Annotated in this window: 15 protein-coding genes; 10 read left to right on the top strand and 5 right to left on the bottom strand. The window is 66.9% G+C overall.

Annotated elements, in window-relative coordinates:
* Window positions 1-106: 106 nt before the first annotated feature.
* Both ABD768_RS06490 and ABD768_RS06495 read left to right on the top strand, forming a co-directional pair.
* Window positions 107-886 (top strand): ABC transporter ATP-binding protein, encoded by a 780-nt coding sequence (locus ABD768_RS06490; RefSeq protein ID WP_344838327.1) that lies wholly within the window; start codon window positions 107-109, stop codon window positions 884-886.
* Window positions 883-1,644: an ABC transporter permease gene (locus tag ABD768_RS06495; RefSeq protein ID WP_344838330.1), complete on the top strand. Its 762-nt coding sequence runs from the start codon at window positions 883-885 to the stop codon at window positions 1,642-1,644. The genes ABD768_RS06490 and ABD768_RS06495 overlap by 4 nt, the downstream gene beginning before the upstream one ends.
* An 80-nt stretch (window positions 1,645-1,724) precedes the next feature.
* Here the strand turns inward: ABD768_RS06495 and ABD768_RS06500 are convergent, their stop codons facing one another.
* Together ABD768_RS06500 and ABD768_RS06505 are read right to left on the bottom strand one after the other, a co-directional pair.
* A complete protein-coding gene (locus tag ABD768_RS06500; RefSeq protein ID WP_344838333.1) occupies window positions 1,725-2,135 on the bottom strand; it encodes an SRPBCC family protein in 411 nt (136 codons plus the stop codon).
* Window positions 2,136-2,150: 15 nt separating this feature from the next.
* Window positions 2,151-2,615 (bottom strand): SRPBCC family protein, encoded by a 465-nt coding sequence (locus tag ABD768_RS06505; protein ID WP_343968580.1) that lies wholly within the window; start codon window positions 2,613-2,615, stop codon window positions 2,151-2,153.
* 182 nt (window positions 2,616-2,797) lie between these two features.
* Between ABD768_RS06505 and ABD768_RS06510 the strand changes: the two genes are divergently transcribed.
* Together ABD768_RS06510 and ABD768_RS06515 are read left to right on the top strand one after the other, a co-directional pair.
* Window positions 2,798-3,355, top strand: a complete 558-nt coding sequence (locus tag ABD768_RS06510) for a hemerythrin domain-containing protein (RefSeq protein WP_344838336.1) — start codon at window positions 2,798-2,800, stop codon at window positions 3,353-3,355.
* A gap of 173 nt (window positions 3,356-3,528) precedes the next feature.
* Window positions 3,529-4,200: an ANTAR domain-containing protein gene (locus ABD768_RS06515; protein WP_344838339.1), complete on the top strand. Its 672-nt coding sequence runs from the start codon at window positions 3,529-3,531 to the stop codon at window positions 4,198-4,200.
* A 3-nt stretch (window positions 4,201-4,203) separates the two neighbouring features.
* On the opposite strand, the gene ABD768_RS06520 is transcribed toward ABD768_RS06515, so the two are convergent.
* Both ABD768_RS06520 and ABD768_RS06525 read right to left on the bottom strand, forming a co-directional pair.
* On the bottom strand, window positions 4,204-5,262 hold the full coding sequence (locus ABD768_RS06520) for an ABC transporter substrate-binding protein (protein WP_344838341.1): 1,059 nt from the start codon (window positions 5,260-5,262) through the stop codon (window positions 4,204-4,206).
* A gap of 78 nt (window positions 5,263-5,340) precedes the next feature.
* The gene (locus ABD768_RS06525) at window positions 5,341-7,281 is read right to left on the bottom strand and encodes a DUF4832 domain-containing protein (RefSeq protein WP_344838344.1); all 1,941 of its coding nucleotides are present in this window, start codon (window positions 7,279-7,281) and stop codon (window positions 5,341-5,343) included.
* Window positions 7,282-7,395: 114 nt separating this feature from the next.
* Here ABD768_RS06525 and ABD768_RS06530 point away from each other — a divergent pair, with 114 nt between their 5' ends.
* The 6 genes from ABD768_RS06530 to ABD768_RS06555 all read left to right on the top strand — a co-directional run bounded on the left by ABD768_RS06530 (window position 7,396) and on the right by ABD768_RS06555 (window position 14,397).
* Complete coding sequence (locus ABD768_RS06530; protein ID WP_343968590.1) at window positions 7,396-8,277, top strand: carbohydrate ABC transporter permease; 882 nt, start codon at window positions 7,396-7,398, stop codon at window positions 8,275-8,277.
* 11 nt (window positions 8,278-8,288) lie between these two features.
* Complete coding sequence (locus ABD768_RS06535; protein WP_344838348.1) at window positions 8,289-9,176, top strand: carbohydrate ABC transporter permease; 888 nt, start codon at window positions 8,289-8,291, stop codon at window positions 9,174-9,176.
* Between the two features lie 36 nt (window positions 9,177-9,212).
* Window positions 9,213-10,556 (top strand): ABC transporter substrate-binding protein, encoded by a 1,344-nt coding sequence (locus ABD768_RS06540; RefSeq protein WP_344838350.1) that lies wholly within the window; start codon window positions 9,213-9,215, stop codon window positions 10,554-10,556.
* 33 nt (window positions 10,557-10,589) lie between these two features.
* Window positions 10,590-12,089, top strand: coding sequence for a glycoside hydrolase family 36 protein (locus ABD768_RS06545; RefSeq protein WP_344838353.1), 1,500 nt, complete (start codon window positions 10,590-10,592; stop codon window positions 12,087-12,089).
* 39 nt (window positions 12,090-12,128) lie between these two features.
* On the top strand, window positions 12,129-13,298 hold the full coding sequence (locus ABD768_RS06550) for an ROK family transcriptional regulator (RefSeq protein WP_344838355.1): 1,170 nt from the start codon (window positions 12,129-12,131) through the stop codon (window positions 13,296-13,298).
* A gap of 187 nt (window positions 13,299-13,485) precedes the next feature.
* On the top strand, window positions 13,486-14,397 hold the full coding sequence (locus ABD768_RS06555) for a sulfite exporter TauE/SafE family protein (protein ID WP_344838357.1): 912 nt from the start codon (window positions 13,486-13,488) through the stop codon (window positions 14,395-14,397).
* A gap of 181 nt (window positions 14,398-14,578) precedes the next feature.
* Here the strand turns inward: ABD768_RS06555 and ABD768_RS06560 are convergent, their stop codons facing one another.
* Window positions 14,579-15,208 (bottom strand): DUF305 domain-containing protein, encoded by a 630-nt coding sequence (locus tag ABD768_RS06560; protein ID WP_343968602.1) that lies wholly within the window; start codon window positions 15,206-15,208, stop codon window positions 14,579-14,581.
* Window positions 15,209-15,219: the final 11 nt, after the last annotated feature.

Below are 15,219 nucleotides of genomic sequence, written 5' to 3' on the forward strand. Positions count from 1 at the left end.
GCGAGCGGCGAGGCGGCGCGGGGGCGCCGTGTCAGCGTCGTGTCAGGGGTGGTGGACAGCATGGCGGCATGAGCACATTGGTGAGCGCGACGGTAGGAGCGGTGTGATGACGGCACAGGAAGGCCCGGCGATCCAGGTACGGGGGCTGGAGAAGTCGTTCAAGGAGTTGCAGGTGCTGCGGGGTGTGGACTTCGAGGTCGCGCCGGGGAGCATCTTTGCGTTGCTGGGGTCGAACGGGGCAGGGAAGACGACGATCGTGCGGATCCTGTCGACGCTGCTGCGGGCGGACGCCGGTACCGCCGTCGTCAACGGCTTCGATGTCGCGGCCGAGCCGCTGCGGGTTCGGGAGTCGATCAGTCTGACCGGGCAGTTCGCGGCGGTCGACGAGATCCTGACCGGCCGGGAGAACCTGGTGATGGTGGCCAAGTTGCGGCACCTGAAGAACCCGGGTCAGGTGGCGGACGAGTTGCTGAGCCGGTTCAACCTCACCGACGCGGGTTCGCGGAAGGTCTCGACGTACTCCGGTGGTATGCGCCGGCGGCTCGACATCTCGATGAGCCTGATCGGTCAGCCGGAGGTGATCTTCCTCGACGAGCCGACGACGGGGCTCGACCCCGAGGCACGGCTCGACGTGTGGAAGGTGGTGCAGGAGCTGGCCAAGGGCGGTACGACGGTTCTGCTCACCACGCAGTACCTGGACGAGGCCGAGCAGCTGGCCGACCGGATCGCGGTACTTCACCAGGGCCGGATCATCGCCAACGGCACGCTCGCCGAGCTGAAGAAACTCCTTCCGCCGGCCAAGGTCGAGTACGTCGAGAAGCAGCCGACTCTGGAAGAGATCTTCCTCGCCCTCGTTGGGAACGACAGTAAAGAGGTCCAGGCATGACCACCCACTTCTTCGGCGACACCGGCGTCCTGCTGGGCCGGTCGCTGCGTCACATCTTCCGTAGCGCGGACACGATCATCACGACCGCGATCACGCCGATCGCGATGATGCTGCTGTTCGTGTACGTGCTCGGCGGGGCGATCAAGACCGGTACCGACCACTACGTCAACTACCTGCTGCCGGGCATCATGCTGATCGCGATCGCGTCGGGCATCGCGTACACGGCGGTCCGGTTGTTCACCGACATGAAGAGCGGCATCTTCGAACGGTTCCACTCGATGCCGATCGCCCGCTCGTCCGTGCTGTGGGCGCACGTGGTGACCTCGCTGGTCGCGAACGCGATCTCGGTCGTGATCATCGTGCTGGTCGGTCTGGTGATGGGATTCCGTACCTCCGCAGGCCCGCTGGCCTGGCTCGCGGTGGCCGGCATCCTGCTGCTGTTCACGCTGGCGCTCACCTGGATCGCGATCCTCGCCGGCCTGTCGGCCAAGTCGATCGACGGGGCTGCCGGCTTCTCGTACCCGCTGATCTTCCTGCCGTTCATCAGCTCGGCCTTCGTCCCCACCGACACGATGCCCGGCCCGGTCCGCGCCTTCGCCGAGAACCAGCCGGTCACCTCGATCGTCAACACCATCCAGCGCCTGTTCGCCGAACAGCCCGTAGGCAACGACATCTGGACAGCGCTGGCCTGGTGCCTGGGCATCCTGATCGTCGGTTACCTCTTCGCCCTCCGCACCTACCGCCGCCAGATCGCGTAGCCGAGGCGACTGCGCGGGGACACCTGAAGGGCGAGGGCCGTGGGTATCACGGCACTCGCCCTTCGCCCCGCCGAGGCCGGTTAGCCGGCCTGGTTCTCGACGGATGACTTGATTCCGGCGAGGGTGTGTCGCAGGCCGTCGTCGATGGACGGCCCTTCGGCGTGGTCGGTGTGCAGGCGGACGGTCAGCAGTGAGGTTCCCTCTGCGGCATGGTCGATGTCGAGCTCGCCGTGGTAGTCGTGCGCCCCCGTCGCTCCCCACTTCAGCTTCTTGCCCTCCTCGACCACCTCGATCCACGCCTTGCCCGAAACCTCACGCTGCGGACCACCCTCAGGCTGGATGACGGCGGCAACCTCGACCTGGTCGCCGTCGGTGCGATGAGCCTCGGTCATCTGCGGCAGATAGTCCGGCAGATGCTCGACGTCGGACAGGTATCCGAACAGAACCTGCGCGGACACCGCCACGGTCGTCGATGCCTCGTAGTCACCCATGCCGAGTTCCCTTCGTCATCGGGCGTCCGGGCGTTCGACGTCGCCGCGCCAGCCGCCGGTCTCCACACCGCGCTTCTCGATGAACTCCTTGAAGCTCAGCAGATCCCGCTTCACCCGTACGCCGATGAGCCCGGTCTTGTCGGCCACCTGCTCGGCGAATCCCTCCGGATCGAGATCCATCTGCGCCGTGACCCGCGTCGTGGTGTCACCCAGCCGATGGAAGGTGATGACCCCGGCATGCCGCGGCTCGGTGTCCGACTTCCAGGCGACCCGCTCCTCGGGGTGCTGCTCGGTGATCGTCGCGTCGAACTCCCGGGTCACCCCGGCCATACTCGTCACCCAATGCGTGTGGGTGGCGTCGAGTTGCTTGATCTCGTCGACCCCGTCCATGAACTCCGGGAACGACTCGAACTGCGTCCACTGGTTGTAAACCGCGCTGATCGGCGCCTCGACGTCGACCGATTCGGTGGTGTTGCCCATGAGTGCATTCCTCCAGTTGTGGTGTCCACAACCGGTACCCGCGCCCAGCCGGAGGAACCACGAACTTATGCACCGACGCCTCCGGGCGTACTTGCCCCACGAGGATTGGGGCCGGGTACCGGCAGGTCTGATTCGCCGGCGTGAACCGCACGCCGGCTGCCACACCACCGAAGGGCCCCACTATGGCCGGCGATGTCGTCGATCTGATCATGCAGGACCACCGCGAGGTCGAGCGCCTCTTCGACGAGCTCAAGAAGCACCCGGAGAAGCGGAAGAACCTGGTACCCGTCCTGACCACCCTCCTCTTCGCCCACAGCCGCGCCGAGGAGGCCGAGGTCTATCCGGCCGCCGCGGCCGAAGCCGGCATCGCCGACGACGTCGAGCACAGCCAGGAAGAGCACATCGAGGCCGACCAGCTGCTCGAGAAGCTGGCCGCCATCGACCCTGACTCGGCAGCCTTCGACCAGGCCCTGGACAAGCTGGTCGAGGCGATCACCCACCACGTCAACGAGGAAGAGTCGAGCGTCCTCCCCGGCATGCGCGCCAAGCTGACCACCGCCCGCCTGACCGAACTCGGTGAGGCCTTCGGCGCCAGCCGCAAACAGCACCTCGGCGAGCAGCCCGAAGACGTCACCCGCGACCAGCTGCTGCAGCAGGCCCGCAACCTCGACCTCAGCGGCGCGTCAGCACTGGCCAAGGACGACCTCCAGAACAAGCTGCAGCAAGAAGCCAAGGACTGAGGGCAGAGCAGCCACGGCGTCAGCGGCACCTCCACGGCGCCGTACTGCTTGTTCTGGAACCGCTCGCAGGCCGCCGGTCACTCGGACAATCCGAACCGGTTAGGATCGGGCCACTGTCAGCGTCCAGAGTCCGGCGCCCGGGCCTTTGGCATGCCTGCGCGTAGGAGAGGACGATGACCGACCAAGCCGGCGACTTCGGCGATCTGGCGATGAGTCTGCACAACCAGACCGGGGTGCTCGCCACCGTCGAAGGCGTACTGGAGTTCGCCGTACAGGCACTCCACTACGACCACGCCTCGGTGATCCTGATCCGCCGCCGGCAGGCCGAGACGGTCGCCGCGACGGATCCACTCGTCACCGCCGCGGACCAGCTGCAGATCGATCTGCAGGAGGGTCCGAGCCTGCTGGCCATCACCGGCCACGAGAACGTCCTGGTCAAGGACACCGCGACCGACCCCCGCTGGCCGCAATGGGCGCCGACCGCCGCCCGCAACGGCATCCGCAGTGCACTGGCGATCCGGCTCTTCACCGCGCATTCCACCAGCGGAGCCCTGAACCTGATCTCCTCGCAGCCCTATGTCTTCAACGAAGGCGACCTCGAAGCCGCCCAGCTGCTGGGTCTGCACGCCTCCGTCGCGCTGGCATCGGCGCGGCTGGAGGACTCCCTGCACCAAGCCGTCGACTCACGCAAGGAGGTCGGTCAGGCTGTCGGCCGCTTGATGGAGCGGTACAAGCTCGACGCGGTCCAAGCCTTCACCGTCCTCCAGCGCTACTCCCAGGACCGCAACCAGCGCCTCTCCATCGTCGCCCGCCACGTCATCGACACCGGCCGACTGCCTGAATAGCTCTCAGCTGGTGTGGAGGGTGCGGAAGTGGTTCAGGGACGCAGGATCGCGGTCGGCGATCTGGATCGGGGGTGTGGGCCATTGCCAGACGTTGATGCCGGGTACGCGGGTGAAGTGGATCTTTCCGCGGGTGCCGTCGACGGCGACGGTTGGCCAGGCGGCGGCGATGCGGGTGCGGTCGGGGCCGTGGGTGCGGAGTACCTCGGCTAGGACGGCGATCGTGTCGTAGCCCTCATACGCGACGAACGACGAGGCTTCGGGCAGGCGATCGAGGACTCGTGAGCCGAGCGGGGTCAAGTGTTCGGGGAGGTAGCGCAGGAACGCGATTGCGCTGCCGGATTCGCCGAGCAACGCCGCCCAGTCGGCGAACTCCGGCTGGCCGGCTGGGGCGCCCAGCACGAGGTTGGCCAGTCGCTGGTCGCCACGGATTGCTTTGACGATGGGGACGGCCGGCTCCGGGTGGCCGACCAGGAGGAGAAGAGCCGTCACGTGGCTGGAGGCGAGGGCATCGCACAACACGAGGGGATCGCTCGCGTCGAGTATGATGACGGTACCGCCGTGGGCGGCGAAGTGCTCCTGCAGAATGCGGGTCCCGGTGAGCCAGTAGACGCTGGGCTGAGTGGTAACTGCGATGCGCGTATGGCCCTCTCCGAGCAGGTAGTCGGCGTAGAGCCGCCAGCCCCGGGACTGCGGCGGAGCGAGTCGAGCGACCCAGTCCGTAGGTGCTGACGTGAGGTCGTCGAGGACTGCCGACGAGCAGAGGAAAGGCACCTCCAGCGCATCGGCTCGGGCAGCGACCGCGCGGGCGACGACGCTGTGATACTCCCCCGCCAAGGCGGCAACACCCAACGCTGCCAACTCATCGACCGCCGCTGAAGCCCGAGACGGGTCGGCAGCGGTGTCTCGGACCAGGAGTTCGAGCGGTCGGCCAGCGATACCACCAGACGAGTTCACGTCCCGGACAGCGAGCTCCATCCCAGCAAGCAAACTCCGGCCCGCGGAGGTCCAGCCAGGTTGGGTCAACGGCGTCAGTACGCCGATCTGGAGGGCAGGTGCGGGCATACGGACTCCCGAGGAGAGAAGGCCCGACCCAGGGCTGCCAGGCTTCAGGAAACCTAGCAGCCGTGGGGTGCGGCCCAGCTATCCGACGACCACCCGATCGATGTCCGGTGCCCAACCGGCGGAGTTGCTGAAGGAGATGGTGTTGGCACCACCGGATTGCAGGGTCCGAGTCACCGTGACCGAGCCGACCGTGTTCCAGTCGGCAGTGGCCGGGAAGGTGACGGACTGACCGTTGACGGTGGCGGTGCGGGCGACAGCAGACGCGTAATAGATCGTGATCGGCTTGGCGCCGCCGGTACCGCCGTTGACACCCGAGATCGACAACGTACCGAGGTTGTTGCCGATGTACCCGACCTTCGAACCGCCCGAGCAAGCGGAGCACGACGAAACGACCGCCCCACCCGCCAGGCTGCCCGCCTCGGCCTCATAGCTGGTGGGCACGCTGCCGCCCGTACCAACCGTGACGGCCCCCAGCCCGACCCACCCGTCGGCGTTCTGGGTCGCGTTGGCGAAGCGCAGTTTCTTGGCGTTGGCCGAGGTCGCCTCGAGCGGGTTCTTCACCCGCAGTACCCATTGGTAGTTGCCCTGGGCCACGTTTGCCAGGTTGACCGACGTCTGGAAGTACTGCGGATAACCGAAGTCGCGGTACGTCGGATCCGCACCGACGTTCCAGTCCGGGAACGCCCGGATCTTCAGCGGCTGGATCGTCCGCAGATCCCAGTTCGTGTCCCAGCTCTGCACGACCGTACCGGCACTGTTCTTCAACCCCACCGTCACCTTCCACGGGTAGTAGAAGGGCGCGACGCCGGTGTTGCTGATCTGTACGCCAAGGTTGGTCGTCCCGCTGGCCGTGTTCTGGAAGTAGGCCTTGTTCACGGTGAGGTTGTAGCCCATCAGCCGGACCGCGGCGGCCACGCTGGCGTTGCCCGACGAGTAGCTGGCCGACTGCTCGTTGATCTTCCAGGTCGTGTGCTCCAGCTCGAGACACGCCTTCATGTTGTCGACAGCGCCAGAGCCACCAGGCCAGTTGTCAAAGGCAACGGTCTGGATCTCCGGCCGCACCTCGCCACCCATCGAGTCGCTGATCCACTTGTTCTCCGTACCGGTACCGAGGTTGCGCTGCAGTTGCGAGTACGACGCTCCGCCCAGCGACTGTGGCAGCGTCACCCCCGCGAGCGGCGACCCCTCCCGGTAGCAGAACGAGTCATCGTGATAGCCGACGTCCCGACTGTTCGCCGCACCGGCGGCCGCATCGGGGTACCGGAGCTCGAGCTTGGTCGTGTTGAACGCGTTGTCGAAGGCGTTGATGATCTGCGCGCCGTTAGCGTCGGTCGGCATGTAGTTGGGCAAGCCGTCCGACGTGTCGGTGTCGTACGGCCAGGTGTGCCACTCGCCCCAGAGCCCGATCAGGCCGAGATGGACGAACCCGAGTCGCGGGTCGCCGTCGTACCGGGCCCCGAACGCGGCGATGAAGTTCTTCAGCGCGTTCACCAGGTACGGGCTGTCGTAGTCGGGTTCGGTGACGTTCCAGTAGGTGTCGGTCCGGTAGTTGACCTGTCCGTTGAAGCAGGACGGGATCGCGTTCGCCGGATGGCTGCCGGTGCCGCCGGGATAGACCATGTAGAAGCGGATCGCGGCCTGGTTCCCCTGCGCGGCCGTCTCGGCCAGCATGTTGTCGAGGATGCTCCAGTTGTAGCTGCCGCAGTTCGCGGCGTTCGTCATCACCTCGGACAGGCCGAAGTAACCCCACGTCAGCGCGTGCGGGTAGCCGGTGTTCTGGTTCGCGCCCGGCGAGTAGAAGCGCGCGAACCCCTTGAGTGGATTGTCGAGCGGGCCGTCGGCGGCCTGCAGAGTGTGCGCCTGCAGGGCCGGATCGGGACTGGCCGGTGGCGCGGGCCGGGCAGGCGGTCCGGCCGGAGCCGCGCCGGCCGGGGTCACCGCCGCGACGCTCAGGCTGAGCGCTGCCGTGACGGCGGTGAGCGCGGCCAGCAGGCGGCGGCCGCGGATACGAAGGGGCATGGCTTCTCCTCGGGGCGAATATGAAGAAGTGTTGACAAACTTCCGAATAACTACATCATTAGTCCAGAGCGAGCCACCTGACAAGAGTTCGCCGGAGCCGATCGAGGGACAGCAATGGGCCAAGCCAGACAACGGGACGACCGGCGGGTCGCATGGTGGTTCGTCGCGCCGGTCCTGGTGGGATTCGCCGTCTTCTACGCCTATCCGGCGGTCCGCGGCGTCTGGTACTCGCTCACCGACTACACGATGCTCGGTACGCCGTCGTTCGTCGGCGCGGAGAACTACACCGACCTGCTGGCCGACCGGCAGTTCTGGAGCTCGATGCTCGTCACGGCGTACTACGTCGTGCTCAACATCAGCTCGCAGACCGTGCTGGCCCTGGTTGTCGCAGCTCTGATGCACAGGCTGACCCGTTCGGTCGTACTCCGGGCAGCACTACTCCTGCCCTGGCTGGTGCCCAACGTGACGATCGGCCTGCTCTGGATGTGGTTGCTGGACACCAACCTCGGACTCGTCAACCATCTCCTGCACGCGGTCGGCCTCGGCCCGGTCGGCTTCTTCACCGACGCGCACTGGGCGATGCCCGCGGTCGCCGGGATCAACACCTGGGCCTACACCGGATACACCGCGCTCCTCCTGTACGCCGGAATGCTCCAAATCCCGCAACACCTGTACGAGAGCGCGTCGATCGACGGGGCCGGCGAACTGCGGATCTTCGCCCGGATCACCATGCCGCTGCTGCGACCGGTGCTCGCGCTGGTACTGGTCGTGTCCCTGATCGGCTCGTTCCAGATCTTCGACACCGTCGCCGTCACCACCAAGGGCGGGCCGGTGTCCGCGACCCGGGTCATCTACTTCTTCATCTACCAGCAGGCCTTCAGCTATTTCCACATGGGCTACGCGGCCGCCGCGGCGGTCTTCCTCGCGCTCGTGCTCGGAGTGTTCACCTTCGTCCAGCTCCGCCTGCTCCGGGCGTCGAGTTCGGACCTGGCATGAGAGGCGCAGCGATGAGATCGTCCAACCGCCGGACCCCGGGACGCGTCCTGGCCTGGGTCTTCCTGGCCGTCTTCCTGCTCGCGACGATCTTCCCGTTCTACTGGATGATCCGCACCGCGCTCACCCCGGCGGCCGACCTCTACAACGACAGCAGCTCGCTGCTCCCCCATCAACCGACGCTGATCAACTTCGCCCGCGTACTCGGTCTGACCACCGAGGTGGAGGCGAGGGCGGCGGGTGGTTCGGGCGCACACCTGGACTTCGGCCGGTACCTGCTGAACTCGGTGATCTACTGCGGGCTGATCGCCGGCGTACAGACCCTGCTCTGCTCGATGGCCGGATACGCCTTCGCCCGGCTGCGGTTCCCCGGTCGCGATCTCGCCTTCACGCTGCTGGTCTCCGCGTTGATGGTGCCGCCGATCTTCACCCTGCTGCCGAACTTCATCCTGGTCAAACAGCTCGGCTGGATCAACACGATGGCCGGTATGGTCGCGCCGACGATCCTGATGACCCCGTTCGCGGTCTTCTTCCTGCGCCAGTTCTTCCTCTCCCTGCCCCGCGAGGTCGAGGAGGCCGCCATCCTCGACGGCGTCGGGCCGTGGGGAATGTTCTGGCGGGTCGCGATGCCGATGAGCCGTGGGCCGCTGATCACGATCGGTCTGACCACCACCGTCTGGGCGTGGAAGGACTTCCTCTGGCCGTTGCTGGTCGGCCGGGGCGAGGAACACCGCCTGGTGACCGTCGCCCTGGGCGTGTTCCTGCAGCAATCGCCCAACACCCAACCGGACTGGACCGGCCTGATGGCCGCTTCCACCCTCTCGGTCCTACCCGTCCTGCTGCTGCTCGTCTTTCTGGGGAAGCGACTGGTGCAGTCACTCAGTTTCACCGGCGGCAAGTAGCTCCTTGCCGTCAGCAACCATTCATCGGAGGACGTCATGAACCGCATCACCCTGGGCGCAGCAGCGCTGGCCCTCTCGCTGACCGCCCTGACCGGGTGCACCTCGAGCGACGATTCCGGATCCGGCGGCGCGGTGACGCTGGACTACTGGCTGTGGGACGACAACCAGAAGGCGTCGTACCAGGCGTGTGCCGACGCGTTCCACACCGCGAACCCGGACATCACGGTCAAGATCACCCAGACCGCCTGGGCGCAGTACTGGCAGAACCTCACCACCCAGCTGGCCGCTGGTGACGCGCCGGACGTGTGGACCGACCAGGCGTCGTACTACCCGCAGTTCGTCACCAGCAACCAGATCCTCGACATCCAGCCGTTCGTCGATCGCGACAAGGTCGACCTGTCGCAGTACCAGGCCGGGCTGGCGGATCTGTACGCCAAGGACGGCAAGCGGTACGGCCTGCCGAAGGACTGGGACACGATGGCGCTGGTCTACAACACCACCCAGCTCAAGGCGCAGGGCATCGCGCCGGCGGAGCTGGAGAACCTCACCTGGAACCCGTCCGACGGAGGTACCTTCGAGCAACTGATCGCCAAGGCGACGGTCGACGAGAAGGGGCGCAACGGGCTGGATCCTGCGTTCGACAAGTCGAAGATCAAGACCTATGGCTTCCTGCCCGAGTGGGCCGACGGGTCGCAGGGCCAGAACGGCTGGGGAAACCTTGCCGTCAGCAACGGGTTCGAGTTCCTCGACAAGAATCCTTGGGGCACGCGGTACAAGTACGACGACCCGAAGCTCGCCGCGACCATCGACTGGTTCAAGTCGCTCATCGCCAAGGGGTACGCTCCCCCGCTGGACAAGGCCTCGACGCTGTCGCGCGATGCCCTGCTCAGCGCCGGGAAGGGCGCCATCACCTTCGCCGGTTCGTGGATGATCAACAGCTACCTGGCCGCGGACGCCAAGGTGAAGTTCGCGTTCGCGCCGCTGCCGACCGGACCGCAGGGACGCAAGACGGCGATCAACGGCCTGTCGGACGCGATCAACGCCGGTACCGAGCACCAGGAGCAGGCGTGGAAGTGGGTCAAGTTCCTCGGCTCGGCCGACTGCCAGAACATCGTCGGTGGTAACGGCGTCGTCTTCCCCGCGATCACCGCCGCCGGTGACAAGGCGCTGGCTGCGCACAAGGCGAAGGGCCAGAACGTGCAGGTCTTCGTCGACGAGGCCAAGGCGCCCGGCGGGACCTTCTTCCTCCCGGTCAGCGAGCACGGGAACGAGATCTCCCAGCTGGTCCAGGACGGGATCCAGTCCGCGGTACTGGGCCAGTCCGACTCGGCGACGGCTTTGAAGAAGGCCAACGACCAGGTCAACGCTCTGTTCAAGTAGCCACGTATCCAGCGCTCAAGTAGAAGGAAGAGCATGACTCTGCTCCTCGATGTGGCCGGACACACCCTCGCTCTGCGCCACGACGGACCAGGCGTTCCGCGCGCCGCCGATGGAGGCATCATCCTCCCGGCGGGGCGGGTCGCCCTCCTGCACGACCTCGGAGACGGCCTGTTCTACCGGCACGGACAGAACTCCTGGAGCCCCTGCGGCTGGCGCCGGTTGTCCGACCAGCCGCTGCGGATCGCCAATCCGGTACGCCGAGTGACGGCCGACGACGACGCGTGGGACGACCCCTGTCGCCACCACTCGTCGGCCGTCGCCGCTCTCCAGGGAGAGGACGGAAACGTCTTGCTGCTTGGCGCGCTGGGCCTGGGGGTGCCGCGGTTGACCGCCGATCGCGACACGTTGGCTGGGTGGTACGAGACGGGCGCCGCGCCCTGGTTCATTGCCTATGGCCCCGAAGAAGCCGTGTTCGCGGCCTATGCCCGGCAGCTCGCCGAGGCTTTGGGGCACGGGCGGAACCGGGCGGGGAACGTGTGGTGTTCCTGGTACGCGTACTACGAGGACATCACCGAGGAGCAGCTCACCAAGGACATCGAGGCGCTGGACGGGCTGCCTTTCGATGTCGTACAGGTCGATGACGGCTGGGAGGAGATGGTCGGCGACTGGTACGCCAATGGCAAGTTCCCTTCCGGCATGAGCGCGCTGGCTTCGCGAATCTCGGATGCCGGTATGGCGCCGGGGTTGTGGGTGGCGCCGTTCATCGCGCTCCCCTCCTCCCGGATCGCCCTTGAGCGTCCCGAGCTGTTGTTGCGCGATGTGAGTGGTGCGCCGGTTGTTGCCGGGTACAACTGGGGTACTGGGTACTACGCGCTCGACGTCACACTGCCGGCTGTGCAGGAGCATCTCGTTGAGCTGACGCAACGGCTCGTCCACGAGTGGGGGTTCCGGTACCTGAAGCTTGACTTCATCAACGCGGCGGCAGCGCCCGGCGTACGGGCTAATGGTGCTGGGCGTGAGGAGGCCTATCGTGATGCGCTGGAGTTGATCCGCCGGACTGCGGGCGATGATGTGTACCTGCTGGGCAGCGGTGCGCTGCTGCTGCCGTCGCTCGGGCTGCTCGACGGGCTACGCAGCGGGCCGGATGTCGCGCCGATGTGGCAGAACTACGCCAGCGACGATCCGTCCGACGCGATGGCCCGCAACGCGGTCGTCAACACGCTGCACCGGCTGTGGCAGGCGCCGCTGGCCGAGGTCGATCCTGATGTCGTCTACTTCCGCAGCCGATTGAACCTGCTGACCGAGCAGCAGCAGGAGTGGCTGCGCGATCTCGCCGACATCTGCCGGTTCCGGGCGGTGTCCGATCCGCCTTCCTGGCTGCGACCTGACGAGTTGCAGGCGATGAACGAGTACTTGAGTAGTACGCCGCGGATCGAGCGGGTCGGGCGGTACCGGTACCGGATCGACGGGCGGGACGTCGACTTCACGCCCGCGGTCGGTCCGCAGAGCGGGTCTGCCTATCCGATCAGTTGATAATGTTGCCGAGATGGCAACACGAAGGAGCGACCAGCCGTGACAGATGGCGCCGTCGCCGGCGTGGACCTTCCGCGGCTGCGCGAACTCAACTCGCTGACGATCGTCCGGGCGCTTCGCGATCACCCGCCGTCGACGGTGACGGAACTGTCGCAGCGCACCGGGCTGTCGCGTCCGGCCGTCGATTTGATCGCTCAGAACCTGGTGGCCGATGGCTGGGCGACCGTGATCGAGGCGGGTACCAGTAGTGCGGTGGGGCGGCCGGCACGGCGGTACCAGTTCCGTAGTACCGCCGGCTATGTTCTCGGCGTCGATGTCGGCGTACACAAGGTGCTCGCGTTGGTGGCCGACCTGAACGGCGAAGTCCTCCACAGCCACCGCGCCTCCGTCGCCGCGGACGCCGACCCTCAGGCACGACTCGCGGCGCTCGACGAGGCGATCGAGGAATGCCTCACCGCCACGAAGAAGAAGCCTGCGGATGTCTGGGCCGTCACCATCGGTGTCACCGGCCCGGTCGACTCCTCCGGACGTACCTCCCTCTTCACCCCGCTCCCCGGCTGGGACCAGGTCGACCTGCCCGCACACCTGGCCGGCCGTTTCTCGTGCCCGATCATCGTCGAGAACGACTGCAAACTCGCAGCCCTCGCCGAGCGCTGGAAGGGCGCCGCCAGCGACGCGAGCGACGTCATCTACGTCCTGGCCGGCATGCGCATCGGCGCCGGCCTGATCCTCGACGGCGTACTCCGCCGCGGCTACGGCGGCGCCGCCGGCGAGATCGGCGCCCTCCCAGAGGTCCGCTGGCTAGCCGCCCCCTCCCACCTCGAGAACTGCCCCGGCGTCCCCGCCAGCGTCAGCCCCGACGACGCCGCCGCCTGGGTCTTCGAAGCAGCCCGCCACGGCGACCGAGCCGCCAAAACGGCTGTCTCCCGCTACGTAAAAGACCTCGCAGTCGGCGCCGCCGCTCTAGTCCTAGCCCTGGACCCCCAGGTCGTCATCTACGGCGGCGGCTTCTCCCGCTCCGCAGACCTCGTCCTAGCTCCCCTAACCGCCGAACTCCAACGCCTCTGCCTCCGAGTCCCCGAAGTCCGAGCCTCCACCCTCGGCGCCGACTCAGTCGCCCTAGGCGCAATCCGCCTAGCCCTCAACGAACTGGACAACCGCCTCTTCTCCACCACCCTCTCCTCCCCCGCAGCCCCCACCGTCCGCTGAACCACCCCACGCTGCCTCACCTGCTCGCTCCTCCGCCGCTCGCCGCCTCGGCGCTCCCACCCGCCCTGGGTGTGCGCTCTTCCGTCGCGCGAATGCGAGAGTAGGCACTCGCTTGTCCAGGGCGGCTGTCCGATGAGGGCGCTGCGAGCGTGACGGGCCGGGCGCAGTCCGGCCAGCGTGGTTGGGCATGCGCGGCGAATCCCTTGATGCGGGGGCGAGTCGCGCGGGCAACGAGCAGCTACTGGTACAGCTCGACGGTGCGGTTAGTGATGCGTCGTTGCATGCCCACCCGTTGCCCGGCCAGGGCTACATCGAGGAAGGCTTCCGTCTCAGCCCGATGGCCTCGATCGTCTGCGAAGCTCACGTCATGACGCACGAGGTGTTGCTGGCTGCGCTCCTGGTCGTGGCGTCGTTCGCTACTGCGTTGTTGTCGGCCGTTGCGGGCTTCGGTGGTGGGGTGCTGCTGTTGCCGGTGTTCGTCGCGGTCTTCGGTCCTCGCGACGCGGTCGCCGTGCTCACCGTTGCGCAGCTGGCCAGCAACGGGAGCCGGGTCTGGTTCAACCGTCACGAGATCGACCGGCGTCTGGTGATGATCTTCGCCGCCGGCGCAGTACCTGCTGCTGTGGCCGGTGCACTGCTTCTAACCACTGCACCGCTCCAAGCACTGACCCGGATCATCGGATTGTTTCTGCTCGCGATGGTTGTCTGGCGCCGGATCCGCCCGAACGCAGCGCGAGTCGGCGACCGCGGATTCGCAGCCCTCGGCGCCGCATCCGGATTCGGATCCGCACTCGTCGGCAGCGTCGGCCCCATGGTCGCCCCGTTCTTCCTTGCCCGCGGCATGGTCCGCGGCGCCTACATCGGCACCGAGGCCGCCTCCGCAGTCGTCATGCACCTCACCAAACTGATCGTCTTCGGCGCTGCCGCCGTCCTCACCTGGCACACCGGCCTCATCGGCCTCGCCCTCGCACCCGCAGCAGCCGGCGGCGCCTGGGCCGGCAAGAAGATCCTCGACCGCCTACCCGTCACCATCTTCGTCATCCTGGTCGAAGCCGGCCTCGTCATCTCCGGCCTCCTCCTCGTGATCACGGGCGGCTGATCCAAGCCGAGTTGCCAAAGGGTTTGTGAACCGGGCACACCCGGATTGCGGCGCCGACCGCCGCCTCACAGCACGGACCATGCCTCCCGCCTGCGACAGTGCAACCCTGTCCATCCGGAGCGTGACGGCAGACGCCGGACGATGTGGTCGTCGGCGTCTGCCGTCGGGAATCAGCGGTGGGTCAGTTGGCCGGGAGGCGGCCGAGTAGGCGCTGCATGATGGCGATCTCGCGGTTCTGGTCGGTTTGGATCTTCTTCGCCAGAGCGATCGCGTCGGCGTTCTTGCCGGCGGTCTGTTCGGTCTTGGCCATGGTGATCGCGCCCTTGTGGTGCTCGATCATCATCTCGGTCCACATCCGGTCGAACATCGCGCCCTGGGCGTTGCCGAGGTCGGACATCTCGTCCTCGGTCATCATTCCGGGCATCGATTCGTTGCTGTGATCGTGGTGGTTTGCGACCGGCACGGGCTTGCCCCAGCCGGTCAGCCAGCCGGTGAGGGTCTTGATTTCGGGATCCTGTGCGGACTTGATCGCCAGGGACAGCTTCCTGACCTCGGCTGTGGTTGCCTTACGGGCGCCCATCGTCGCCATCTGCACGGCCTGCTGGTGGTGAGGGATCATCTGGGTGGCGAACGCGACGTCGGCGTCGTCGAAGTCTCCGGCCGTACTGGTCGAAGCACTGGCTGACGGGGTGCCGTGGTTCATGCCGGGCATGGAGCCGCTGTCGGTGTCGTCGCCGCACGCTGACAGGGTGAGGCTGCCCAGGACGATCAGGGCCGTCGGGGCAGCGGTCTTCCACAGGTGGTGTCGCATAGTTGAGTCCT

This window comes from Kribbella ginsengisoli (assembly GCF_039537185.1).
Lineage (GTDB): Bacteria > Actinomycetota > Actinomycetes > Propionibacteriales > Kribbellaceae > Kribbella > Kribbella koreensis.

Bases quoted from the DNA above. Each gene is read 5' to 3' on its own strand.
- ABD768_RS06505 (WP_343968580.1), bottom strand. From the start codon at position 2,615: ATGGGCAACACCACCGAATCGGTCGACGTCGAGGCGCCGATCAGCGCG.
- ABD768_RS06495 (WP_344838330.1), top strand. From the start codon at position 883: ATGACCACCCACTTCTTCGGCGACACCGGCGTCCTGCTGGGCCGGTCG.
- ABD768_RS06510 (WP_344838336.1), top strand. From the start codon at position 2,798: ATGGCCGGCGATGTCGTCGATCTGATCATGCAGGACCACCGCGAGGTC.
- ABD768_RS06500 (WP_344838333.1), bottom strand. From the start codon at position 2,135: ATGGGTGACTACGAGGCATCGACGACCGTGGCGGTGTCCGCGCAGGTT.
- ABD768_RS06515 (WP_344838339.1), top strand. From the start codon at position 3,529: ATGACCGACCAAGCCGGCGACTTCGGCGATCTGGCGATGAGTCTGCAC.
- ABD768_RS06560 (WP_343968602.1), bottom strand. From the start codon at position 15,208: ATGCGACACCACCTGTGGAAGACCGCTGCCCCGACGGCCCTGATCGTC.
- ABD768_RS06545 (WP_344838353.1), top strand. From the start codon at position 10,590: ATGACTCTGCTCCTCGATGTGGCCGGACACACCCTCGCTCTGCGCCAC.
- ABD768_RS06535 (WP_344838348.1), top strand. From the start codon at position 8,289: ATGAGATCGTCCAACCGCCGGACCCCGGGACGCGTCCTGGCCTGGGTC.
- ABD768_RS06525 (WP_344838344.1), bottom strand. From the start codon at position 7,281: ATGCCCCTTCGTATCCGCGGCCGCCGCCTGCTGGCCGCGCTCACCGCC.
- ABD768_RS06530 (WP_343968590.1), top strand. From the start codon at position 7,396: ATGGGCCAAGCCAGACAACGGGACGACCGGCGGGTCGCATGGTGGTTC.
- ABD768_RS06520 (WP_344838341.1), bottom strand. From the start codon at position 5,262: ATGCCCGCACCTGCCCTCCAGATCGGCGTACTGACGCCGTTGACCCAA.
- ABD768_RS06555 (WP_344838357.1), top strand. From the start codon at position 13,486: ATGCGCGGCGAATCCCTTGATGCGGGGGCGAGTCGCGCGGGCAACGAG.
- ABD768_RS06490 (WP_344838327.1), top strand. From the start codon at position 107: ATGACGGCACAGGAAGGCCCGGCGATCCAGGTACGGGGGCTGGAGAAG.
- ABD768_RS06540 (WP_344838350.1), top strand. From the start codon at position 9,213: ATGAACCGCATCACCCTGGGCGCAGCAGCGCTGGCCCTCTCGCTGACC.